1 protein-coding gene is annotated in these 275 nt (G+C 66.9%); it reads left to right on the forward strand.

All coding sequences use genetic code 11. The features are described from left to right. Positions 1–275, forward strand: a 275-nt coding sequence (locus ALC15_RS41020; RefSeq protein WP_157861008.1) for a HAMP domain-containing protein, incomplete at both ends; no start/stop codon positions are given.

Genomic DNA, 275 nt, shown 5'->3' on the forward strand with positions numbered 1-275 from the left:
GGCGACCTGTCGAAGAAGATCACGGTGGACGTGCGCGGCGAAATCCTCGAGCTGAAGGACACCATCAACACGATGGTGGACCAGCTCAACGCCTTCGCCGGTGAAGTGACGCGTGTGGCGCGCGAGGTCGGCACCGAAGGCAAGCTCGGCGGCCAGGCCGAGGTGCGCGGCGTCGCCGGTACCTGGAAGGACCTGACCGACAGCGTCAACTCGATGGCCTCGAACCTGACCGCGCAGGTCCGCAACATCGCCGAGGTCGCGACCGCGGTGGCGAA

The sequence above is a fragment of the Bradyrhizobium viridifuturi genome (assembly GCF_001238275.1).
GTDB classification, from domain to species: Bacteria; Pseudomonadota; Alphaproteobacteria; order Rhizobiales; family Xanthobacteraceae; genus Bradyrhizobium; species Bradyrhizobium viridifuturi.